We start from the raw sequence: 1,484 nt of genomic DNA on the forward strand, positions 1-1,484 counted from the left end.
CATCATTAACGTATACCGCAAGGCTGTCATCAAAAGATGAGCTTGGATTAGAGTTACCAGCAATCACCTTACCGGCGGAGATATTGGCGCCGCCAGTGAAGGTGTTAGCGCCTGAGAGGGTGAGAGTTCCAGTACCCGCTTTAAAGAATGAGCCGCCGCCAATAATTTTGCCAGCGTAAGTAGTGTTAGCAGCTTGAGTTACATTCAGAACTGAACCTGTACCGATAGTGATATTGCCACCAGTACCGCTAAGGATGCTCACAGACATATCACCAGTGCTACTCAGATTGCCAGATGCCTGCGTAAAGTTATTCAACGTAACACCACCACTACCAATATTCAGAGTGCCGTTGGCCTGATAGAGCGTGGCTGCTGAAGCTTGTAAACCAGTGATATTGACTGCACTGGCACTAGCATTACCAAAGGTAGCGGATACCCCAGTAGGAATAATGACTGTTTCAACGTTACTGAGATCTGGAACAGCGCCTCCGGCCCAATTGCCAGCATCAAACCAGTTACCGGTTGCCCCACCCGTCCAGGTTACAGAACTCAAGCGTGTAATAGCGCTATCGGTAGTGTCGGTATACGAGATGTTGTAGTTGCCATTCCCGCTACTGATATTGGCAGCACTAGCAGATAGCGTTTTACCGGTACCAACATTCTTATTGTTGTAGCTCAGGGTAATTCCGGTAACACTATCTCCAGCAACACCGAGCAAAGAAGACAGTGAAGAGAGGTCGGTAGCATCCGCCGTGTAACTAGTATTACCGCTATAGACCTTGCTAACATTACCGAGTGAGAGCGTAACGTTTTTAGGCGTGATGTTGCCGGTAATTCCAGTTTCTTGGGTCAGCACATAGTTGGCAGCGTCATCACCAGTAAGAGTACTAGTCATCGCAACAGAAAGATTATTGCCCGCGTTCTTACTGCTAAAGTTACCGCTCGCAATAACAGTTACCCCATCGCTGACACTAGAGGTAGCATTACTCAGCACACCAGTTAAGCTGCCATTATTACTAAAGGAGGCAACTGTGCTGTTGTTATAGGTAGTATTCGCAACTTGCGTACCAGTCACAGTGAGAGTTGCCTGATCAACAGTGAGCGTGCCATTGGTCAATGTTGGTGAGGCATAGCCAAGAATATTGGCATTAGCGCTAGTGAAGCTAATGTTGTGCGTGCCTGCAGTGTAAAACCCAGCGGATGACGTATTGCCATCAATGCTGGTAGTAGGCTCATTACCCGAACCATAAATTTGCGATAAGGTATCGCCATTCACAGTTGAGTTAGTCACGTTCACACTAGGACTACTACCGTATGTGCTCGATACATTATTTGCAGTGACAGTAAATATTGGCTGCTCACGATAAACCGCATAAGTCCCTGCCCCTAAAGCTGCAGCTGTGCTGTTATATCCGGTGCTGCTGGCATTGCTGTTATAGCGGAAGTTACCAGAACCACTGCCAACTAGATTCGTTAGGCCAGTA

At 47.4% G+C, this 1,484-nt stretch carries 1 protein-coding gene; it reads right to left on the minus strand.

The window, feature by feature from the left end; translation table 11 throughout:
• On the minus strand, positions 1 to 1,484 hold a 1,484-nt coding region (locus ICN16_RS09795), incomplete at both ends, for a YDG domain-containing protein (protein ID WP_216137075.1).

Origin of the sequence: Polynucleobacter sp. es-MAR-4 (genome assembly GCF_018882055.1) — a bacterium.
GTDB lineage: Bacteria > Pseudomonadota > Gammaproteobacteria > Burkholderiales > Burkholderiaceae > Polynucleobacter.